21 protein-coding genes and 1 tRNA gene are annotated in these 19,904 nt (G+C 55.2%); 9 read left to right on the forward strand and 13 right to left on the reverse strand.

What is annotated here, in order from left to right; translation table 11 throughout:
* Positions 1-45 precede the first annotated feature (45 nt).
* The 3 genes from CA54_RS02720 (at position 46) to CA54_RS02730 (ending at position 3,506) form a co-directional block, all read left to right on the forward strand.
* Positions 46-900 carry a hypothetical protein gene (locus tag CA54_RS02720; protein WP_146369328.1) on the forward strand — a complete coding sequence of 285 codons (855 nt, stop codon included), beginning with the start codon at positions 46-48 and terminating at the stop codon, positions 898-900.
* Positions 901-2,055 carry a DUF1570 domain-containing protein gene (locus CA54_RS02725; protein WP_146369329.1) on the forward strand — a complete coding sequence of 385 codons (1,155 nt, stop codon included), beginning with the start codon at positions 901-903 and terminating at the stop codon, positions 2,053-2,055.
* A 491-nt stretch (positions 2,056-2,546) separates the two neighbouring features.
* Positions 2,547-3,506, forward strand: a complete 960-nt coding sequence (locus CA54_RS02730) for a sugar phosphate isomerase/epimerase family protein (protein WP_146369330.1) — start codon at positions 2,547-2,549, stop codon at positions 3,504-3,506.
* Between the two features lie 19 nt (positions 3,507-3,525).
* Here the strand turns inward: CA54_RS02730 and CA54_RS02735 are convergent, their stop codons facing one another.
* The gene (locus CA54_RS02735) at positions 3,526-4,311 is read right to left on the reverse strand and encodes a TerC family protein (RefSeq protein WP_197532160.1); all 786 of its coding nucleotides are present in this window, start codon (positions 4,309-4,311) and stop codon (positions 3,526-3,528) included.
* 241 nt (positions 4,312-4,552) lie between these two features.
* Between CA54_RS02735 and CA54_RS02740 the strand changes: the two genes are divergently transcribed.
* Both CA54_RS02740 and CA54_RS02745 read left to right on the forward strand, forming a co-directional pair.
* Entirely contained in the window at positions 4,553-4,927 is a 375-nt protein-coding gene (locus CA54_RS02740; RefSeq protein ID WP_146369332.1) for a hypothetical protein, read from the forward strand.
* Between the two features lie 181 nt (positions 4,928-5,108).
* Positions 5,109-5,432 carry a GlsB/YeaQ/YmgE family stress response membrane protein gene (locus CA54_RS02745; protein WP_146369333.1) on the forward strand — a complete coding sequence of 108 codons (324 nt, stop codon included), beginning with the start codon at positions 5,109-5,111 and terminating at the stop codon, positions 5,430-5,432.
* Between the two features lie 39 nt (positions 5,433-5,471).
* Here CA54_RS02745 and CA54_RS02750 read toward each other — a convergent pair whose 3' ends face one another.
* Positions 5,472-5,690 (reverse strand): hypothetical protein, encoded by a 219-nt coding sequence (locus CA54_RS02750; protein WP_146369334.1) that lies wholly within the window; start codon positions 5,688-5,690, stop codon positions 5,472-5,474.
* A gap of 531 nt (positions 5,691-6,221) precedes the next feature.
* On the opposite strand from CA54_RS02750, the gene CA54_RS02755 reads away from it, so the two are divergent.
* Together CA54_RS02755 and CA54_RS29105 are read left to right on the forward strand one after the other, a co-directional pair.
* Positions 6,222-7,193 carry a YybH family protein gene (locus CA54_RS02755; protein WP_197532161.1) on the forward strand — a complete coding sequence of 324 codons (972 nt, stop codon included), beginning with the start codon at positions 6,222-6,224 and terminating at the stop codon, positions 7,191-7,193.
* A gap of 132 nt (positions 7,194-7,325) precedes the next feature.
* Positions 7,326-7,541 carry a hypothetical protein gene (locus CA54_RS29105; RefSeq protein WP_197532162.1) on the forward strand — a complete coding sequence of 72 codons (216 nt, stop codon included), beginning with the start codon at positions 7,326-7,328 and terminating at the stop codon, positions 7,539-7,541.
* A gap of 56 nt (positions 7,542-7,597) precedes the next feature.
* Here CA54_RS29105 and CA54_RS02765 read toward each other — a convergent pair whose 3' ends face one another.
* Positions 7,598-7,864, reverse strand: coding sequence for a hypothetical protein (locus CA54_RS02765; protein WP_146369336.1), 267 nt, complete (start codon positions 7,862-7,864; stop codon positions 7,598-7,600).
* A 90-nt stretch (positions 7,865-7,954) separates the two neighbouring features.
* Here CA54_RS02765 and CA54_RS02770 point away from each other — a divergent pair, with 90 nt between their 5' ends.
* Together CA54_RS02770 and CA54_RS02775 are read left to right on the forward strand one after the other, a co-directional pair.
* The gene (locus CA54_RS02770; protein WP_146369337.1) at positions 7,955-8,959 is read left to right on the forward strand and encodes a hypothetical protein; all 1,005 of its coding nucleotides are present in this window, start codon (positions 7,955-7,957) and stop codon (positions 8,957-8,959) included.
* A gap of 291 nt (positions 8,960-9,250) precedes the next feature.
* Positions 9,251-9,646, forward strand: a complete 396-nt coding sequence (locus CA54_RS02775; protein ID WP_146369338.1) for a hypothetical protein — start codon at positions 9,251-9,253, stop codon at positions 9,644-9,646.
* A gap of 159 nt (positions 9,647-9,805) precedes the next feature.
* Here CA54_RS02775 and CA54_RS02780 read toward each other — a convergent pair whose 3' ends face one another.
* From CA54_RS02780 to CA54_RS02825, 10 genes are all read right to left on the reverse strand, one after another.
* On the reverse strand, positions 9,806-10,372 hold the full coding sequence (locus CA54_RS02780; protein ID WP_146369339.1) for a hypothetical protein: 567 nt from the start codon (positions 10,370-10,372) through the stop codon (positions 9,806-9,808).
* A 491-nt stretch (positions 10,373-10,863) separates the two neighbouring features.
* A tRNA-Asp gene (locus CA54_RS02785) sits at positions 10,864-10,937 on the reverse strand.
* Between the two features lie 167 nt (positions 10,938-11,104).
* Positions 11,105-11,680, reverse strand: coding sequence for a DUF6580 family putative transport protein (locus tag CA54_RS02790; protein ID WP_146369340.1), 576 nt, complete (start codon positions 11,678-11,680; stop codon positions 11,105-11,107).
* On the reverse strand, positions 11,677-12,126 hold the full coding sequence (locus CA54_RS02795) for a DUF4430 domain-containing protein (protein WP_146369341.1): 450 nt from the start codon (positions 12,124-12,126) through the stop codon (positions 11,677-11,679). The genes CA54_RS02790 and CA54_RS02795 overlap by 4 nt, the downstream gene beginning before the upstream one ends.
* Before the next feature lie 71 nt (positions 12,127-12,197).
* Positions 12,198-13,904, reverse strand: coding sequence for a hypothetical protein (locus tag CA54_RS02800; RefSeq protein ID WP_146369342.1), 1,707 nt, complete (start codon positions 13,902-13,904; stop codon positions 12,198-12,200).
* A 178-nt stretch (positions 13,905-14,082) separates the two neighbouring features.
* The gene (locus tag CA54_RS02805; RefSeq protein WP_146369343.1) at positions 14,083-15,801 is read right to left on the reverse strand and encodes a hypothetical protein; all 1,719 of its coding nucleotides are present in this window, start codon (positions 15,799-15,801) and stop codon (positions 14,083-14,085) included.
* Positions 15,802-15,918: 117 nt separating this feature from the next.
* On the reverse strand, positions 15,919-16,479 hold the full coding sequence (gene nusG / locus CA54_RS02810; protein ID WP_146369344.1) for a transcription termination/antitermination protein NusG: 561 nt from the start codon (positions 16,477-16,479) through the stop codon (positions 15,919-15,921).
* Positions 16,480-16,819: 340 nt separating this feature from the next.
* Positions 16,820-17,776 carry an SDR family oxidoreductase gene (locus tag CA54_RS02815; protein ID WP_146369345.1) on the reverse strand — a complete coding sequence of 319 codons (957 nt, stop codon included), beginning with the start codon at positions 17,774-17,776 and terminating at the stop codon, positions 16,820-16,822.
* A 167-nt stretch (positions 17,777-17,943) separates the two neighbouring features.
* Positions 17,944-18,720, reverse strand: coding sequence for a polysaccharide deacetylase family protein (locus CA54_RS02820; protein ID WP_146369346.1), 777 nt, complete (start codon positions 18,718-18,720; stop codon positions 17,944-17,946).
* 197 nt (positions 18,721-18,917) lie between these two features.
* Positions 18,918-19,892: a sigma-70 family RNA polymerase sigma factor gene (locus tag CA54_RS02825; protein ID WP_146369347.1), complete on the reverse strand. Its 975-nt coding sequence runs from the start codon at positions 19,890-19,892 to the stop codon at positions 18,918-18,920.
* Positions 19,893-19,904: the final 12 nt, after the last annotated feature.

Consider the following 19,904-nt stretch of genomic DNA (forward strand, 5'->3'; position numbering starts at 1 on the left):
GAGACGCGTCAGAGGGTTTTGAAACGACTTGTAAGGACCACTAAGATGCTTAAGCGCTTAATCTTAGGGACACTCTACTTTTCCTCCTTGGCCATGTTTTCGCTCTTTGCCCAAGAGGAGGACCCGAATGCTGAATTCCACAAACGTTTTGCGGCGATCCCGGTGCCGGAAAAGACGCCGTTTGACACAGTCGAGAAACGGCGTGAGATGTATTTAACCGGATATCGCCATGGCTATTTTTGGGCAGAAGGTCCCCAGAATCATTTCGCTTGCCCGACGAACCCCAACGACTGGAATGGTCCCGCGATTCGCGGATGGATCGAAGGTTGGCAGGCCGGTGCGCGAGAAGGGGGAACCGGGGGCTTGCCAACTAAGTACGGACGCTTCCTCGCCTGGGACGCCGCTGCGGCCAACGACGCCACAGTCTGGTCCCAACCGGTCCGTGGTCTGCAAGCTCGCTTGAGCGTTAACAGCAAAGAGGTCGTCGCCGGCACGCCGATTTTGACGACCTACTTAGAATTTCGCAACGTGGCTGATGTTGCGAATGTCATGGAAATTCCGCTCGATCCGGAAACGATTCAATTCACCGTCACAAACGCCGACGGAAAAACACTCCCCCCCGCCAATGGTCCATTCGATGGGATGACGGTTCCCTTGGGCATGACCCGACTACCGCATGACAGTACGTTGCGTTTCAACATCTCCTCGCGCGGAGCGGGAATCCGGCCGAATGCCGCTGCCCATCTCGATCTGGGGCCAACATCAAACTGGAGTTTTCCGCAAGGGGAGACGGGGACCTATTTTTTGCATGCCAAATTCGACATTCCCAAAGCAAGTAACGATCAGTGGTGGGGCACGATCGAGATTCCCAAAATCAAAATCCCTGTAACGGGGAAATGAATGCGCACCACCAAACGTCACATACGAATCTGCTGCCAAGCAGCCTGCATCGTGCTCGCAGTTGCCGTGCCGCCGTCATTTGCCGAGACGGTCGAACAGGTCGTTTACCGGGATGAACAGCAACAACAGCACGTCGTCACCGGACGAATCCTCGTCGAAGCAGCCGACGGAGGCGTGATGTTGCAGTCCGCAGACGGGGCGATAGCCGCTATCACCGCTGAACAAATCGTCGAGCGTGAGAATCGGGACGAACAATTTCGACCGCACACAGCAGAAGAACTGAGCGCGCAACTCAAACAAGAGTTCGGCGACCGGTTCGAAATCACGCGGACCAAACATTACGTCATCTGTTCCGATGCAGGTGCGGCCTATGCTGATTGGTGTGGTGGATTGTTGGAACGCTTATATGCGGGATTCGAGAACTATTGGTCCCGGCGTGATTTTGAATTCACCGAACCGCAGTTTCCCTTAACAGCCATCGTCTTCGCCAACCAACGCGACTTCGCCGACTTTGCCACAGCCGACGCCGGGCCGGAGACCGCAACGGCCAAAGGATACTATTCGCTCAAGACAAACCGCGTAGTGCTCTATGACCTCTCGAAAATGAAACAAAACCGCGCAGCACGCAACGTGGCGGAGATCAACCGGCGCATGGCACGCACGCCCTTCAACACGGCAACGGTCGTCCACGAAGCGACGCATCAGATCGCCTTCAATTGCGGACTGCATACACGCTACGCCGACAATCCCTTATGGTTCACTGAAGGGATGGCCATGTTTTTCGAAACACCCGACCTGCGCAGCCGGTCGGGATGGAAAACGATCGGCAAACTCAACTCCGTGCGGATGAATCGCTTCAAGCAATTCGGCCGCCGCCGCACAGCCGATTCGCTACGAACGCTGATCGAATCCGATGCCCGCCTGCTAGATGCTCAAACCGCCGAGGACGCCTATGCGGAAAGCTGGGCGCTTAGCTACTTCCTACTCAAGACGCGCGGCGACGCCTATGCCGACTATTTAAAAGCATTGGCCGCCAAAAAACCGCTCCGATTCGGCACCCCCCAAGAGCGGATCGCCGAATTCCAAACAGCCTTCGGCGAAGATTTGAATAAACTCGAACAAGAATGGTTACGCTTCATGCAACGAGCGAAATAACAAGCCCCCGTCCCGTAGGGTGCGTCGCGACGCACCTTCCTAGGTAGTACGAACGACATCCATCGTCAACGATCCTCGCCCCGCAAACGACTCCTGCGATTCAAAAAAAGCCTCACGCAAAGTCGCAAAATCCGCCAAGAAATTTGCCGCATCGAACCAGTTGGTGTCGCCCTCCGTAGAACTCGTCCAACGCACTACAAGATTTTCAGGAATGACATTTTCCCTGCCACACTGGCAACATTGAAACATTAGTTTCCCTGCGTCCTCCTTTGCGGCTTTTGCGACTTTGCGTGAGGCTTTTTCAAAAACACGACTAATTGGCCCCCTACGGTCATAGTTGAGCGAGGTAAAATCTCTTCGCACGACTAAGCCATAGAAAAAAAACCGGGGGAGATTCTGTCCAGCTGCGGTTTTTGTTTACAATAAGAAGTAGCCGCTTGAAGCACTCCCGGCAAAGACATTCCCGCCAAACTTACAAAGAAACTGCCACCATGACCGACAACATTTCGCGACGCTCATTACTGACCTCTTCCATGGCGGCTGCTGGGGCCGGGTTGATGCTGGCTGCCCCCAGTCCGACGCCTGCTGCGGATGCCGAGGCTCGGCCGAAGTCCGAACCGTTTCGGTATTGCCTGAACATGGGCACGATTCGCGGTCAAAACTTGACGTTGGTCGAGGAAATCGAAACGGCTGCCAAAGCAGGTTACGACGGTGTCGAACCTTGGTCGCGTAAAATCGATGCTTACGTGAAAGAGGGCGGCTCACTCAAGGACCTCGGTAAACGCATTTCCGATTTGGGACTGACAGTCGATAGCGCAATCGCCTTTTCCAACTGGATCGTCGACGACGATGCGAAACGTGCTCAAGCGTTAGAAGAGGCCAAACGCAACATGGATGCACTGGCACAAATCGGTGGCACCCGCATTGCTGCTCCCCCCGCCGGCGCGACGGACCAAGCTGACCTGGATCTGTTCAAAGCAGCCCAGCGGTACCGAGCGTTGTTGGAGCTGGGCGACCAAATGGGAGTCGTCCCGCAGGTCGAGGTCTGGGGCTTTTCCAAATCACTCGCGCGATTAGGCGAAGCAGTTTTCGTCGCCATCGAAAGCGGCCATCCGCACGCCTGTCTGTTGCCGGACGTGTATCACGTTTACAAAGGGGGATCGGAATTCGACGGTCTGCAGATGGTGGCCGGCAATTCGATTCACGTGTTCCACGCCAACGACTACCCAGCAGACCCGCCTCGCGAAACGATCAACGATTCGCACCGCGTCTACCCGGGCGATGGCGTCGCCCCGCTGACGGAGATTTACCAAACCATCTACAACTCCGGCTTCCGCGGCACGCTCTCGTTGGAATTATTCAACCGCGAATACTGGAAGCAAGACGCGCTAACCGTCGCCCAAACCGGCCTGGAAAAAATGCGGACGTCGGTACAAAAAGCATTCGCGTGATACGCGAGATTCCTGTGCACTACTTCTGCTGCGCAGCCAATCGCAATTTCCGTTTCGCGGCTGCACGGTCAATCACCGCTTGCGCTGCGTCGTTGAGTAACAAGATCCCGATAATAAATATCAGCAGACCGTTGGAAAAGTGCGCGCCTGTGCCGTCGACGAGTAGCTTGGTCGCAATCACGGCCAGGATCGACAGCATCAATACGCCAAAGTGTTTGTTCTTGGCGATGATGGCGCTGATCGGGATCATGCCGAACACCATGACCAACGAAGCTATCAGTATGGCCGCCACCATCCAGCCGAATTGCGTGTTGAGATCCATGATCGCCACGGCGGCAAACACCGAGTCCAGGCTGAATAGGATGTTCATGCTCGCCAAATAAAACACAACCGCGAGCATGCGCCCCGTGCCGGTTTCAGTCGCTGTCTCCCCATGATCTGGGCCATCAATTTCGAGACGGAGTTTGTGGTAGTACTCCCAGAGGGCCATGATGAGAATGATCAACCCACCGGCGAATAGCACAAGGCTCATCCAGGTCAGTTCATCGAGATGTGCGCTGAACCAGCGGTTGGGTAGCCAAGCATAGTCGGGCAGCGGGCGTTCCAAAAACGACAGCCGGGATAAGCTGAATAAGAACACAATCCGTAATAGCGCCGCCATCACCAGCGCGACGGAGCGCCAGATCAGATGTTTACGCGGCTCCAAATTGAGTGTTTTGAGCGAAAACTCGATCAATAGCCCGTTATCGATCCCCAATCCCGCGCTGAGGAACACCAGTGAAACAAAAGGGAGGAAAACATCCACGGCTGACAATCCTTTTTTTGCTGGTCAAAGTCACGTTTTAGTGATCTTGACGATAGCAAGTTCGACAGTGAATTCCAGCCTGGAACGTCTGGCGAAGCTATGACGGACATTTTAGTCCGTCACTCGACACTTCAGTGATCGGTGACGGATTTTGCTTGCGACCCGATCGCCGAAGCGGTACCGTAAAATAAACGGAGAAAGCGCTCGTTTACCGTCTTCGAACAACCAGGAGGCGACAGACATGTTGGAATTGGCAACCGGTTGGCAATTGCAGGTTGATCACAGCACCGATTGGATCTTTGTGCGGATCGAAAAAATCGGCACCGAGAGCGTCCTGCCTCCCCTCGCTGAATCGCTGTGGAGTATCGGGGAGCAGCAACAGATCCAGCAATTCATCCTTGAAGTCGCCAGCCCCGTCTGGATGACCAGCTATTTGATTGGCCAGCTCATCTTGCTGCATAAACGAGCCAATCTGGAAGGGGGCACCTTGCGGCTGTGTTGTTTATCGGACGACAACCATAGCGTACTCCGCCGCATGGGACTTGGCGATCGCTTTCCCAATCATGCCTCGCGTGCGGACGCCGTCATGGGACACATGCCGAGCAAACCTCGTTAGCGACTCGCGCTGAAATAGCTGCGGTAGAATCTTGCAGGCACGCGAATAACTCTCTTGAACGAATGGCCAGAAACAGCAGCCATTGCGTTCATGATGCTACAGTTGACAGCTATAGACGTTGCGTGTGAAATGATCGCTTATCGAACGTCATCCGCTCCGCTAACCGACAGAGGATCCGCACATGAAATTTGAACTCGCCCAAATCGTGGTCTGGCTCATTGTGGGGGCATTGGCCGGCTCATTAGCGGGAATGCTCGTCACCTTCAAAAAAGAAGGCCTGGGCCGCTGGACCAACTTGGGAGTGGGACTGGCGGGAGCATTGATTGGCGGCGGGCTTTTCAAAGTTTTGAATATCAACCTCGCACTCGGAGAACTCAACGTCAGCTTTCAAGACCTCGTCTCCGCATTCGCCGGCTCGATGGTCTTGATCATTATCTGGTGGATTGTTGGTAAGACGCGGCGTCGCAAATCGCACTCCAATGAGCACGACTCCTCTCACCCGTGATTTCACACTGTTGACCAATGCCCGGAGCGCGGGACGGCACTAGCCGCCACTGCGCCGCTGCGTGAACGTGGTTTTCTTTTGGGAAACGGCGGGCTGTTTTTTGGCCGGTGGGGCGCTGGAAAAGACACGTTTCGTCTTGGGCGTTGTCGATTCCGTCTCATCGCTGGCCTTCTCCCGCTGCCGCTTTTGGGTCGCTAGCTTTTTCTGTGCAACCCGCCGCTCGCGTTCCTTCTTTTTCTGCTGTTTATTCTTCGCCATGCGTCTTGTCTCCAGGCAACGTGTGTATCCAATAATTGGTGGAAGTATAACACTTCGTCCGCAATAATCGAGTGGGCGCTCTCGCGAAAACTGTCGTAATTGTACCGGCGTATTGAGAGCGATGCTGGGAAAAACTCCCGGATCGGACAGCTTTCGCTCTGTGTCGGAGTAGCGGAATTTTGGGGTTTAACCCCACGATCGACACAAGCGTTAATGAAAGAGAACAGCGTTTCTGGACCGGTCCTATCGGCCAAATCCCTCGCGCAGAAATGCAATCCATTCCCGCGACGCATCAAGATCTCCAAGACCGCGCAGCCGCGGACATTTTATTGCATGGGCCCATAGGCTGAACTATACTCATTTTCGGGCAACTGGAGTACGCTGGATGATTTTGCGCCATAAAAATACGAACTGAGCGGCATGATCCACGCTGGAATGCTCTTCCCTGCACCTGCTTCTGGCCCTGGGGCCGGCGCTTTTGATTGCTACGGCTATCTATTGTCGACGATTTCCATTCTTGAGGACGCTCCCATGAAAAAAACGCAAGCGATGGTCCCACTGTTCATGTTCCCCGTTTTATTGAGCATTGGCTGCTCTCAGGTGACCGCACAAGAGAGCTCGCCGGACAATGATGCCAAAAAGCAACCTGCCGCTGTCGAAAACTACGACGGTGATGACTCTGCTGAGAACGAACTGGAGGCGATTCGTCAGGCCGCCACTAAATTCGTAGCCGCCTTCAATCACAAAAAAGCCAAGGCGCTGGCGGCACTCTGGACAAAGAACGGTGATTACATCGACGAGAGTGGCCAAGTTTTCGAGGGGCGCGCGGCAATCGAACAGGAATACCGTGCGTTCTTTAAGCAGCACAAAGACGTCAAAATGAAGTTGGCGATCGATTCGCTACGACTGCTCAGCCCCGATGCGGCAATCGAGGATGGTCGCATCATCCTTGAGCCGCTACCCGCCGGCGCACCGGCAATCAGCAAGTACACAACGGTTCACGTCAAGGTGGACGGAAAATGGTTGATGTCGACCGTGCGCGACGTACGTGTCGAAACCGCTTCGGCCTACCGCAATTTGGCCGATCTGGACTGGCTCATCGGCACCTGGACGGCTGAAGAACATGGCGTGAAGGCCGAATTCGTTTGCCGCTGGATTGCCAACAAAAGCTTTGTCGAACGCCGCTACACGGTGACTCATCCCGACAAATCGTCGAATTCCGGCGTGGAGATCATCGGCTACAACCCGCAATCCGGACACATTCAATCCTGGCACTTCCATTCCGACGGCGGACATGCCGTCGGTGTTTGGTCTCCGCTCAAAAACGGCTGGCAATCGGAAGTCCATGGAATATCAGGCGGCGGAGAAAGCACTTCAGCAATCAACCTGTTGGTGCCGCTCGACGACGGCGCTTATGTCTGGCAATCCATCAGCCGCAGTGCGGGCGGTACAGAACTGCCCGATACCGGTGAAGTGATCCTCCGACGTGTCACGGCGAAATAATCGAACCGGGCAAATGGTTCGCCACTGAAAACATTCATACATACATTTTACATATTGATGCGGAGAGAGAAATCATGAAACGTTGCCTAGCATTGGCCGTGGTCGCTGGATTGCTGCTAACAGTGTCGGTGAGTGAAGGTTGGACCCGCGGATTCGGCGGCGGCGGCCGATTCGGTGGCGGTGGGGGAGGCCGATTTGGCGGCGGTGGCGGTGGTCGATTTGGTGGAGGTGGATTTAGCGGAGGTGGTGCTAGTCGCTTTGGAGGCGGAGGAGGTGGCTTTGGCGGTGGTGATCGCTTCGGAAGTGCCGGCGGTGGGAATCGATTCGGCGGCGGGGCCAGCGGTTTAGGCGGCGGCGACCGATTTGGAGGAGGCAGCGGCAATCGCTTCGGAGGGGCTAGCGGCTTAGGCGGCGGCGATCGATTTGGCGGCGGTCAAGGTCTCGGCGGCGGTGCTGGAGCCGGCGGTCGCTTCGGTGGTGCGGGAACCGGTGGTGCCGAAGGCCGTTTCGGTGGTGCCGGTGCTGGGGGAGCCGGTGGCGGACGCTTCGGTGGCGGAGCCGGTGGTGGTCGTTTCTCGCAAGATGGTTTTGGCGACCGGTTCTCCGGATCCGGTCCAGCCCGTGGCCAACTCAACTCTTTCCTCGGCCTGCCCTCCGATAGCGGACTGCATGGTCTGAGTAACGGCAACGTGAACCGGAACACCAACATAAATCGCAACACCAACGTGAACCGAAATACGAATATCAACAGAAACACGAATGTGAACCGCGGAAGTCTCAGCAGCGACTACAATATCAACACGAAGACTTACCAAGGCCCACGGGGCGGAAAAGCTGCCGGTGCATCGATCACCGGACCGGCCGGCAATACAAGATATGTTGGCGGTGCCGTCGGACCGAACGGTGGCGTCGCTGCTGGACGGGGAGTCAAGGGCGCCGGGGGGGGAGCTGCCGGGCGGGGAGTCGTTGTCGGACCAAACGGTCGCGCTGCTGCCGGTGGTGCAGTCCGTGGACCGAATGGTGGATTTGCCGCGCGTGGTGCGGTAGTAGGGCCGCATGGATACGCACGCGGCTTCGTAGCTGTCTCGCCCTCGGGCCGTTATGCCGTGGCCGCAGGCGTACGTGGCAACTTCTATCATTGGAACTACTACGGTCGTGGTTGGTATGCACGTTACCCCAACGCATGGCGTGCCGCCGCATGGGGCGCGGGAACAGCCTGGGCCATTTGCACTTGGGATTCCATGGGCAGCTGGTTTGGATACGGAGCAACCCAGCCGGTCTATTACGACTACGGCAATAACGTTACCTACCAAGACAATAGCGTCTATGTAAACGGGCAAGATGTCGGCACGTCGGAGCAATACTACGACGAAGCCGAACAACTGGCCCAAACCGGTACCCAAGCAGACGCTCCGAAAGATGGCGACTGGTTGCCGCTGGGTGTCTTCGCCATGTGTAAACAGGGCCAAAAAACATCCGACTTGGTTTTGCAGCTTGCCGTCAACAAGCAAGGCATTCTGCGCGGAAACTACACAGACAGCGCCAGCCACAGCACGCAAACCGTGCATGGTTCGGTCGACAAAAAAACGCAACGCGTCGCATTCACTATCGGCGACGCGGACACAACGGTCTTCGAAACTGGTCTATACAACCTGACCAAAGACGAAGCCCCCTGCCTAGTGCACTATGGAGCCGACCGCACCGAACAATGGCTGCTCGTGCGACTGAAGCAGGACGATAAACAACAATCTCAAGCGAACCCATAGGGGAGCGACGAGACACAACACGACAGGTTCGAAAAACAGTGGTACCGCTACAAAACGGCACCACTGTTTGCATTGATACGCTACGCACTTCCGCGCGTCCAATTCTCGGGAAATGCCTGGCAGAAATTGGTTGAGGGAGATTGTTGGGCAACGGTGAATTCGTCTTGATTTGACGGCAGCGCAAACGGACAATTAACGTAAGCTGCGGCCCCAATGAGGTGCGCCACCGAAAAGTCACCCCGCAATTTTCAAATTTGATTGCCCGCCAAAGCTCTGTTGGGAAAATCAAAAATGTGGACCTGCCCAAACTGTCAACGACAGAACGCATCGCAATTTGACCTCTGCATAGGTTGTGGGGCATCGAGTATCGGTCGTATTGATCCACTATTGGGCGGCGTGGGCCGTGGGCGACGGCGCGTCGTTCGTTTGCTCGTGCTGCTTCCGCTGTTGTACGTCACCTCGTATTTTGTGCTGGGCAGCCACGACAGCGGGATTTACTTCGGGCAGTATGGCTCCATAGCGAAAGAATACAGATACCACGACCGTGGTTTTCCATTCGATCCCTGGATCTACCAGCCTCTCGCCAAGGCTGAGTATTGGATTCGCGGCAAAGATTCGCAGGTCCTGATCAAAGATGGCACTTACCGCGGCGGAGAACCCATTTATGGATATGGCCCCTTTGAGTAACGCCGCCACCTAGCCGTGACACACAGCCGCGACACTCGGGAATGCCTGGCAGAAATGGGCCGGGGGAGATTGTTGGGCAACGTAACCACTGATGAGGCGACATTACAGGGAACGTGGATTTATGTCTTTGCCCTGCGCGAATTCGCCCGGTACTGGCGGCTATGTGCATTCGTAATAGGTATAGATTGTCAAACAGCACCAACAAATGTGAACACGGATTTGTGTATAGGATTCGCGTAATTCTTCGACCACATCGATTCCCAAAAAGGCGAATGGTTGAACTCGAATCGGATCGAGATTGTCCGGGTAGCCCATCATCTCTTCGGCGACGCGTCCATCGGAATACACAGTCTTGATTCCGCAATACGAAATGGGGCAATGCCGATTTTGGCAGTATTCCAGGTAGTATCCCTGCGTACAAAGTGGGAAGCCAAAAAATTGGGAAATTGGTAAATCGTATCGATCATCTAATCCCGCCCACTCCAAAACGCGGTGTTCCGTCGTCGATTCAGGTTCGGAGTGATCTAACGTGTGTTCGCGGAGACGGACTAAATCAAGGTACATTGCTTCCGGAATCATATCCAGGGCGACTGGGCGTCGTTTTATTTCATTGGGGACGCCATAACCAATAAAGGGGGTTTCTTCACTTATGTCCGTTGTGTAATGGTAGTCGGGGGCTGCAGTCGGGATCGTCTGAATTTCCGAGTCGCAAAGAAGACGATACATCGTGCCCGGAGGACAACGCGGACAATAATAAATCGGTAGACGAGTAAATGGAGAGAAATCATCGCGAAGCGGCTGAGGCATTTCGGGATGCTGGAGATTGACGTCGAGAAACAGCAACAACGACTCATCGCAAAGTGGGCAAACTGCTCCCGAATGTCGAACCGGTCCGCCCACCCAATGATCTTGTTGAAAACAGTCATCCAGCCTCAGCCGGAATCCCGACCTGCATCGAGACTCCCTCGTCCAATGATCCGGCAATGTAACAGGTTCCTGGTTAAACGGAGCGGGAACCGGATCAACAGGGTCCCAGTTTCGACTCGTGTCGATCGCGCAGTGCCTCAAGTCGTCAAACACGATGGCTTTACCTCCGTTGAACGCTGACCAGATGGCCAAAGAATTCGAGAACTCAGAACGTCAACTTAATGGTCAATCCCAATACGGTCCACAAAAAAAAGGCTCACCGCACAAAAGTGCAGCAAGCCTTTCAGTAGCGAGGCCGACGGGACTTGAACCCGCAACCCCCGGATCGACAGTCCGGTACTCTAACCAATTGAGCTACGGCCCCTCAAAAAACTGTATGTCATTTTTCGGCCACAGGTTGCGGTGACGTTCACCCCAATTGACACATTTCTGTGCAAATGACCGACTCCGTATGACATCAGCAGGATTTTAGCGACTGTTTCCTCGCTGTTCAATCCTCCTGCCGACGACATTTCGGGAATTTACCGCCGATTACCTTTTGCGAATGGTGACCGGTTGCAGATTGCGCTCCTGCAGGTGCGAAACCAGCCAATTGGCGGCTCCATAGGCTCCAAAAATCGTGGCTGACCAGAACAAGTTGCCCAGCAACGTGTGTTGGAAGAACGGCAAAGCCGCTGTGTAACAGGCGACCAACCCGGCGGCGGTCCGTTCGAACAGGATTCCGTTGTACCAGACGGCAAGATTTGTGCCCAAAAAGAACACGACAGCTGCGATGACGGCACTTCCACCGATCCGCAAGGGTGTCATGCGATTCGCGAAATACATGCCCAGCAGCACAGGAAAGGCGTGTCCGACGTAAACAGCGATCATCACCGAACGGGAGTACCCCCCTAAGACCGCGTCGCTGACCAGCACGGCCAACAGCGGCACGGCGCAGGCGACCAGCCGCCGGTTGAAGAAAAACCCGGCAAACAGCGCCGCTGAGGCAACGGGCGTGAAATTCGGCGGGTGGGGAATCAGTCGCACAAAGGCGCACAAGCCCACCAATGCCAGAAAAACTCCCGTTTTGGCTGCTGTATCCCCGCGCATGCTTAAGTCTGCTCTCATAACTTAAAAACCTCGAATTGCCAGCGTATGACGTCGCCCGATTTCAACTTGAAGACGCCGAAACTCTCCGTCGCCAGTTTTTTATTGACGCGTAGGATCCAGTTTTTCTTTCCCTCGCCGCCACCTTCGTTTTTTAGGTCATCGATCTGCGTCAGAAACGCTGTCGCGCCGCTGCCGGAATACTTGAAATCGATGCCATGCTTCCCGCGTTTTGCGTACCGCATCGCATCCAGAACGGTCATCCCTTTTTTCCAGGGGATGGCGGTGAAATGCTTCTCAACCCCGTCATTGTAGTCAATGATCAGCTTGACACTCAATGGTTCGGGGTCGGCGGCCACGATTTGACCAAGATTTCCCGGGAGAATTGCCGCAATTCCAACGAACACGACAATTGCGCAAACCCGGCGACGGCTGACGGGACGGGGCGATAATAAGCAGGACTGCATGGGGTTTCACCAGTGAGGTCGAGAGGGAAACGGCAGCAACCTGCGTTGTGCGGGCTGCTACGTGCGGAGGGTTAGAATTGCTGTTGCTGCATGTCAAGGAAGGCCTCATAGACCTGCATGCCGAACAAATACGTTTGTTTGGCCTGTTCCGCGGGAAGATACACTTTGGCGCGTGCTCCCTGCGACTCGGTGGCGAGTGAAATCCCGAAAAAGGAGGTCGAATCAGTGACCGATATAGCGTCCGGGTCGATGGGAAGCGGAAAAACGCCGCTATCGAGAATCAACCGCGCCACGCGTGAGAGCGTCCCGGGCAGGTCAATCATGCCGATCAGATTTGCTTTTTTGGACAACGCATCGCGGGTGATCTGCAATTCAGGCCCCAGAGCGGGCGGTTCGGCCTGGGCCATGCGTTCCAGTATTTTTGCCATCGCCTCTTTACCGCCGCCCATCGCTTGAATGACCTGCGTATCAGTATAGACAGTGCGGCTGAACATTCCCTCTTCGCCAAAGAACACTTCCATAATGCGGCCTAGATCGAAGAACGGGTTCTGTTCGAAGGTCTGTTCGACTTTGAGTGTATCGGCTTTGTATTGACCGAATGTCTCGGCGTCTTCGGTCAGTTCGTAGTTCGTTTCGACTCCACTGATTGTCAGACCCGACTGTGCGGCAATCAGTTCCTTGGTCAGCAAGCGCATCTGTTGCGGCTTGGCGACATCCATAATGGAAGCGGTCCGCACGCCGGCTTGGTCTCCTTCGGCAGTGACGACGAACATACCCGCCGTCCCACCCAATTTTAGTTTTTCCATCCGCCGCATCACTTCTTTGAGTTTGTCTAATTCTTCATCGTTCCCGTCAGCAAGCTGGGCGGAGACGTCCATCAGCCTGATGCTCCATTCTTGCATCACCTTGGGGATGGAACTGAGAGCGTAGTACGCTTGTCCGCCGTTGGGTAACTTTGTGAGCAGCGCGTTCTCCGACGGGGCCGTTTCGAGAAGCTTGGCCGTCTCGGACCCCTCCTTGACTTTGCCCAATGCTTCCAGCGTGGCCCCTTGTTGATTGACGTTGAGCGTCACAACGGCGCCGGTGGCATCTTCCAGCGATTGGAACAGCGGTTGCGACAATTCCAGGTAGATATCCAGCATGGCTTCCGCTCCCGGGGGAGCGTTGTCCGCAGTGGCCGCCAATTCATCTTTGGCCTTGGCAATATCCGCGTCGAAGACTTTCGCCAATTGCGAGACATGGAGAAACACCGACAGATCGCCCCGCTCGAAGGTCTCGCGCAGCGCTTGATCCACACTGGCAACCAGTGGCTTCTTTTTGCCGTCGATGCAGGCGCGGACGCTATCCATCGTCCACGTATCGGCGGAATAAATTCCCCACGACTCGTGCGCCAAGAAAGTCACCCCTTCCGTGGCGGTAACGGCTTCTTGCATCGCCTGCGTGTCTTTGGCGGGGATCACAAACACCAGCGTCGGTTGCCCTTGGTCGGAGGCGAACACACCAACCCACCAGTCTTTTTCCTGATCGACACCCGCCAGCGTCGGATTAGAAATAATCGGCCCCAGCCCCTGAGCACTGGCGGTGACCATCTGCCCAAAACCGGGATCAATGACGTCAGCAAATTCCGCCACATTTTTCGTGGTGGCTTGCGGATTTTTCAGACGGATGATCAACGACACATCGTCGGAGAACAACTCCGCAGGATTCTCTACAGCCGCCGCGGCGGAAGTGAGGACAAGAACAAGCGAACAGGCGATCGCGGCGCATCTTCGTAACATGGCAAGGTTTCCTTGTATTCCAACGGGCAAATCGGGGGGACCGAAAGCGGACCTCTCGCGCGTTATCGCCTGGAGGTGAGTATACCGGCGCGACGCGTAGAACGGTAACGAGAAAACCGGGTGGTTGGATCAAAAATGGCCGTGCAGGAGAATCGATTATCTTGGCAACATTGCGGCCTTAGAGGAATTCAGCTGCGAACATCATGAAAATAAAGGGGGTATAGTTTCTGAGCTGTTCGATTGGAACGTACAGTTTCAACCGTGCCTGTTCCGGCTCCAATGCGAACGCAACGCCGCAATATGACTGGGGTGGCTTTGCCATTTTGATGCCCAGATTTACGATCTCGCCAAGCTTGCCCTCGTGGTTCGCTACGCCCACGTCTAATTGGGTCAGTGAGGCAAATACACTTGCCGCATCCAACAAGAGAATAAAGCTGCCATTTTCCGGGAGTTTGGCTCGTGTCGCGGCGAGTCCCGGTCGCAAATTGGCGATATCGGTTGCGTGCGTTCGCTGCAGCGCGTCCTGCATGGCTTGTTTCCCGCCGCCGATCGTATTGACAAACAAATTGTCGTCGTACACACAACGAGAGACTAAACCGTTGCGGCCGTAGATTTTCGCGTGATTGTCCTCATTCTCCTCATCGGATTTTTTGTAGGTGACGCGATGTACGTCGGCGGTGCGATCACCAAATTGTTCGACGCCATCCAACAATTCGTAGGCCCGTTTCTCACGGAACTCTTTAAAATGAGTTTGCAGGATGGCCAGATTGTTGTTCATGAGCCGGTGTGCTTGCGGATTCTCAATTTCAGCGACCTCGTCCAAACGAAATTCAGGCGACGTGATCGTCGGCAACGAAAATGCGGCGGACCATTGTCCGTATTTCAATTTTCTCAACCGGCGTTGGATCTTACCTTGTTCGGTTAGCGTGGGTGTATCTTTGTCGTCATGACTATCAACATCGATGACGTTGAGAAACCAACCTGCCGGGCTAGGAATCGGCGCAGTGCCCGCCAGATAACATTGGCGGTCCGGCGGCATGCGGTGGAGCACCTGAAAATTGGACAATGCGTGTGGTTCTTGCTTTACATTCTCTTGATCCAGATCATGGTCAATCAAGATTTCGGTCTCGATGCCCCTGTGATCGACCGTAGCACTGATTGCTACGCCAGCGGCGCCCGCAATCGCGTCAGCACCTTTTTCCAAGATTTCACGGCTGACGAACTGCAGAACGGCCTCTTCGTCATACGCATCAAAAAGCATTTGGGTGAGAGAGTTCCTAAACTCTCTATGTGCCACCACATCATCATCCGCATTTTTTCGGATCACGGCATAAACATGCCTAGTGTTTACGTGGACGGACAGATCGCCGACCTCAAAGGTTTTCTTTTCTTCGGGCGAGATCGACTCCCTCCATGAGGTCCCCTGACCGTCAATCCGTTTTTGAATTCGGTCAAGCGTCGGTTGTGCAGTGGCAACGATCACGTACCGACCGTGCCTCAAAACGCTTTCCGAAGCGTCGTCCGCAATCAACTCATTTAACTCATTGATCACTTCATCATCGTCGCGCGTTCGCACGATGAAGGCGGACACAGCCTCGCCAGCCTCATCGTTAAACATCGCCCACCAAAAGTCGTGATCCAGGTCCGTTGCTTTGAATAGCGGTTTGTTCGTGAATTCTAGAATATCCGATTCATTGCTCAAGAGCAGCGGCGCATACATCGGTGCAACCGAATAGACAAACGAAACGACCTTAGCCATCGACGTCTTCGGTTCACGAACGCGAACCACAATGATCGCATCATCCGAAATCCAATCCCCCGGATTCTCATCCGCACGGGTGATGGAGCAAGTGCCAGCCAAAAGCAACAGGCAGAGCGCAGCGCGGCGGAAAAACATGCTAATCCTTTCGATGTTTCGGAGCGAATCGAGCGGATGCAGTATAAAGCAAACTGGCGACGCCATGAAGCGAATTCGGGGCAATTCGACAGCAATGTCCGACAAGTCGGGCGAACGTTAAATCGCTTCGATCTGACAATCTTCCAGCGAAATCGTGATGCCCTGTTGCAGGTAATGCACGGCGACTAACAGCACGTCGCCGGTTTGGCGTTTGACGATACGGCCTTCGAGGTTCTCGAACGGGCCGCTGGTCACGCGGACCTGCGCGCCGGGAATCAGTTTGGATTGCGGACGCACGGTGGCGCCCGATTCCAGTGCCTGCTGCACTTGACGCAAATCAAACGTCAACTGCTCGCCGTCGGGAACTTCCAGAATGCGGATGATGCGGTCGGTTAGCATCGCGCGAAACCGGTCCGTATGATCCCCATAGATGAACAGATAACTAGGAAACAACGGCAGATACGACGTGCACTTGCGCCCCTTGGGGGTGCGGTACTGGTGCTGTTGCACCGGCAGGTGAAACCAGATGTCGTCCCGAGCCAGCCGCCGCGCGAGAGTCTTCTCACTGCGCGGACGCGTATGCACTGCAAACCACTGCCGATCCTGCGCAGTATCCACCTGAATCGCATCGAACAAATTGTCCGGATAGAGTTCAGGTTCTTGGGCAAGGATGGGCATCGTTCACAACGGTCGGGGAGGACCGCTTCCACTATTGTGCAAAGGACAACAAATATCAGGCCAGTGAGGCAACACATCCCCCCTCTCCTTCTGGGAGAGGGCCGGGGTGAGGGGTTTCGCCCTACAAACACCTTACCTTAGGAATCGACCCTTTGCAGTGGGAATGATGAGAATCCGCAACGCAAATGATGGATTATTGCATCCTCTCGCGTTTCCCCAGTCATGTTTTCGCGCAACGCCCCGACTTCCGTGCCGATTAGCGCGACCCTAACAGCTGTATGTTTTCTTCGGGCGTTACCATTTAGGGAACGACCACAGCTCCCAACCACACCCGCCCGACTCACGCGTTGGCTGTCGTAGCCAAGCTCACGTAGTAGTCAATTGTTTCCTTCAGCCCGGTCTCGAAATCGATTTCTGGGTTGTAGCCTAAATCGCGTTGGGCAGCGGAGATGTCGGCCCAGGAGTTCTTGACGTCTCCCGTGCGCGCCGGAGCATAGATCGGATCGAATGGTTTATTCAGCGAATCGCAGATGGCCCGCAAGAGGTCATTGACACTCAAACTGCCACCGCAGGCGACGTTGTAGACGTTGCCTGAAACTTTTTCCGCTGCGGCCTCAGCTGCCAATAGGTTGGCGTCCGCGACGTTGCCGACAAACGTAAAGTCGCGAGATTGTTCGCCGTCGCCGTAAATAGTGGGACGTTCGCCGCGCAACAGTGCGGCGACAAACAGCGGGATAACGGCTGAGTACGGACTGTTCGGATCCTGGCGGGGACCGAAGACATTGAAGTAGCGAATCCGCACCGTCTCCAGGTCGTACGAATTGGCGAAGGCTTGGCAATACAATTCGCCGGCCAGTTTCGCAGCGGCATACGGCGAGAGCGGTCCGGGCAAATGCGCCTCGGCTTTGGGCATGATCGGCGAGTCTCCGTAGGCGCTGCTGGAGGCGGCATAAACCACGCGCCGCACACCCGCCTTACGACAGCTATCGAGCAGAACCACCGTGCCGGTGACACAGGCATCGTGCGTATCAAGCGGACGGTCAATGCTTCGAGGCACCGACGCCAAGGCGCCTTGATGAAACACCACATCGATCCCCTCGACCGCCGCCGCCATCTTGTCGACGTCCTGCAGGTCCCCTTCGACGAATTCCACGGCATCGCCCAGATGCGCGAAGTTTTCGGTCGTCCCCGTGCTGAGATTGTCGTAGACCCGCACCTTATCGCCCCGTTTGACCAATCGCTCGGCAATATGTGAGCCAATGAATCCCGCACCGCCGGTCACCAAATATTTTGCCACTGGAAACGTTCCTTATCTGTTGTTTTCGGAAAACCTGATGGGAGTTCGAATTCGACGCGGTTGGGTGCGCCCGTGTTTCTTTTATTTGATTATGTTTTTTGAATATGTGCTGTTCCGCCGGAGGCTGAGCGAGACAGTGCCCTGCGTGAGATTTGCTTATAACGCAATCAGGGGCCGGCGTGAATATCTGCTGGGGATTGGGATGGGGAATCGAGCCAAGCCAATGGAGTGCCAAACTCCATGCCGCAGCGTTTGGCACCGGGAATCATCTTGTCCAATGCTGCCGCTGTGTGGGGTGCGGTGGCATGCAGCCGCACGATGTCTCCCCCTCGGATGGGGTTGTTCGCCAGCGTTAAGGACAATTTTGCAGGGGAAGGAGAATCCGCGTCGCTCGGATCATGGTTCCAAAGCACGACCGTCTGATTTCGTCGCCACAGTTCCCGCATGTGCGACATCGACGGCTTGGCTTGCGCGGGTCGGTACAACCGGGGCGACTCGCCCGTGACCTTGCGAATCCAATGTTCGGTCATCAACAACTCTTCCACCAATTCCTGCTCGGTCTTGGGGGCGGAGCCCTGTTGATAATAGCCACGTTGGCCAATCACGTGCCCTTTCTGGGCGATGAGGGCCACCAGATCGGGAAAGCGTTTAGCTTTTTCACCAGTGACGAAAAACGTCGCACGAAGTCGGTGCGCGGCGAGCACCTTAAGAATTGCCGGCGTGTGTTCGGCGTGCGGGCCGTCATCGAACGTCAGTGCAGCAATCCGACTTTCGGGCGGGCCGTTGAGCATAAGTTTTTGCCGAGAAACGGTGGCAGCCACACCGCGATTCCACATGTAGCGCGGTGAAAACACCGACGGACGGCTTCGCGGGGCACCAATCAAAAACACGACGCGTTCCTCCTCGGGGGCATTGACCACAGCCGGGGAAAAGGGTCGCGACACACGGGAGTTTTGCCGGCGGGGGACCGTCAATTATACAGCAAAAACCGACCGAGACCGGCTGCAAAACAGTCAACAGGGGCTTTGCCAATCGATGCGTAAGCCCGCAATCGTCATGATCGGTGCAACCGCTGAATTCGTCGGGACATTCGCGGATGTCGCAGCGGTTGTTCGTCTCAAGTCCGGGTCACCCCGCCCCTTCATACGCTCATCATGTCCGGGAACAGTCGGTCCAAGCCTTTTCGCAACTTCGCGATTGCCTTGTGATGCAATTGGCGGACCCGTTCCTTGCTGACGTGTAATTCTTGCGACAAGCTTTGCAGCGTCCGCGCGGTTCCCGACGGGCCGATGCCGAATCGTTCCTGGATAATATACTGTTCGCGCTCATCCAACTGCTCGTCGAGTTGAGCCAGAATCTCACCGACCTGGGCATCGCTGAATTCGAATTTGTCGGATTCTTGCTCGCTATTGTCGGACAATTCATTGAGATACTCATCCGCCATGGCCACTTCATGCGTATTTCGACGTTTGGCATTGCGAAAATGACGGAAGAAGTGCCGCTGCACGGAATGCGTGGCATAGGTGCTGAATCGGTATCCGCGGGAGTAGTCAAACTTCTCAATCGCTTTCATCAAAATCATGTTTCCTTCACTGACTAGCTCTTCAAAGGAAAACCGGGGGCCAGCAAAGCGACGTGCGATCGAGACGACCAATCGCAGATTAGATTCCGCTAGCAAATTGCGCACACCGTCGGCCGCTTCCAAGAACCGACGTAAATTTTGAGTCAACTTGCGTTGCGGTCGATCCGGGTCGAGCGCGACACGACACAAATTCGCGCGGTATTTCAAGTAGTTCATCTTGCGAAACAACGCCGCTTCTCCCTCAGCCGTTAATAACGGAATGGTGTAGAGGTTTGCCAAATAAGCGGGAAGCCCGTCCGGAATCGTTGTTTCCGACGACGGCTGTCGGCGATGTATTCCCGCCTCCTGCACTAACTGTTCAATAGTGTCGATGTCTAGATGCTCGAATTCCCCATTATGGATATAGGCAATTTCCTCCTGCAGAAGCTGCAGTACTTCTTCGCGTTGCTCGGGGCTGACGGATTTTTTCGCACAGGCGGATTGACTCGACCGTTGTGCAGTTTTTGTTCGACTTGCAACCAGTACCATGGACATGACAATTCGCCT

The sequence above is a fragment of the Symmachiella macrocystis genome, assembly GCF_007860075.1.
Lineage (GTDB): Bacteria > Planctomycetota > Planctomycetia > Planctomycetales > Planctomycetaceae > Symmachiella > Symmachiella macrocystis.

Excerpts from the sequence above, each read along its gene's own strand:
- CA54_RS02795 (WP_146369341.1), bottom strand. The coding sequence starts at position 12,126 with ATGCAGTCCTGCTTATTATCGCCCCGTCCCGTCAGCCGTCGCCGGGTT.
- CA54_RS02775 (WP_146369338.1), top strand. The coding sequence starts at position 9,251 with ATGTGGACCTGCCCAAACTGTCAACGACAGAACGCATCGCAATTTGAC.
- CA54_RS02805 (WP_146369343.1), bottom strand. The coding sequence starts at position 15,801 with ATGTTTTTCCGCCGCGCTGCGCTCTGCCTGTTGCTTTTGGCTGGCACT.
- CA54_RS02725 (WP_146369329.1), top strand. The coding sequence starts at position 901 with ATGCGCACCACCAAACGTCACATACGAATCTGCTGCCAAGCAGCCTGC.
- CA54_RS02790 (WP_146369340.1), bottom strand. The coding sequence starts at position 11,680 with ATGAGAGCAGACTTAAGCATGCGCGGGGATACAGCAGCCAAAACGGGA.
- CA54_RS02720 (WP_146369328.1), top strand. The coding sequence starts at position 46 with ATGCTTAAGCGCTTAATCTTAGGGACACTCTACTTTTCCTCCTTGGCC.
- CA54_RS02825 (WP_146369347.1), bottom strand. The coding sequence starts at position 19,892 with ATGTCCATGGTACTGGTTGCAAGTCGAACAAAAACTGCACAACGGTCG.
- CA54_RS02740 (WP_146369332.1), top strand. The coding sequence starts at position 4,553 with ATGTTGGAATTGGCAACCGGTTGGCAATTGCAGGTTGATCACAGCACC.
- CA54_RS02780 (WP_146369339.1), bottom strand. The coding sequence starts at position 10,372 with ATGTATCGTCTTCTTTGCGACTCGGAAATTCAGACGATCCCGACTGCA.
- nusG (WP_146369344.1), bottom strand. The coding sequence starts at position 16,479 with ATGCCCATCCTTGCCCAAGAACCTGAACTCTATCCGGACAATTTGTTC.
- CA54_RS02750 (WP_146369334.1), bottom strand. The coding sequence starts at position 5,690 with ATGGCGAAGAATAAACAGCAGAAAAAGAAGGAACGCGAGCGGCGGGTT.
- CA54_RS02730 (WP_146369330.1), top strand. The coding sequence starts at position 2,547 with ATGACCGACAACATTTCGCGACGCTCATTACTGACCTCTTCCATGGCG.
- CA54_RS02745 (WP_146369333.1), top strand. The coding sequence starts at position 5,109 with ATGAAATTTGAACTCGCCCAAATCGTGGTCTGGCTCATTGTGGGGGCA.
- CA54_RS02765 (WP_146369336.1), bottom strand. The coding sequence starts at position 7,864 with ATGCAGTCCGCTATCGGAGGGCAGGCCGAGGAAAGAGTTGAGTTGGCC.
- CA54_RS02755 (WP_197532161.1), top strand. The coding sequence starts at position 6,222 with ATGAAAAAAACGCAAGCGATGGTCCCACTGTTCATGTTCCCCGTTTTA.
- CA54_RS02800 (WP_146369342.1), bottom strand. The coding sequence starts at position 13,904 with ATGTTACGAAGATGCGCCGCGATCGCCTGTTCGCTTGTTCTTGTCCTC.